We start from the raw sequence: 218 nt of genomic DNA, 5'->3' as shown, positions 1-218 counted from the left end.
CCCGCCGACGCGGTTACGCTCGCCTCCAGCTCCTCGCGCAGCTGCTGCTCGCTCGCACGCAGCTCAGACAGCTCACGATGCGCTGCTTCGTTCCGCGAAGTCTCCTCAGCCACCCGGCGTTGCAGTTCCTCCGCCAGGCGCCCACGCTCCGTCAATTCGCCGCGCAATTCCTCCGCCGCGCGTTCGCGTTCCGTCAGCTCGCCGCGCAGCGTCTGCAA

At 69.3% G+C, this 218-nt stretch carries 1 protein-coding gene; it reads right to left on the bottom strand.

Annotated elements, in window-relative coordinates:
* On the bottom strand, positions 1-218 hold a 218-nt coding region (locus PA598K_RS36995; RefSeq protein ID WP_376739119.1), incomplete at both ends, for a hypothetical protein.

The organism is Paenibacillus sp. 598K (genome assembly GCF_003851045.1).
Lineage (GTDB): Bacteria > Bacillota > Bacilli > Paenibacillales > Paenibacillaceae > Paenibacillus_D.
Note: the sequence above shows the minus strand (reverse complement) of the source record. Positions and strands in the feature narration are given on the sequence as shown.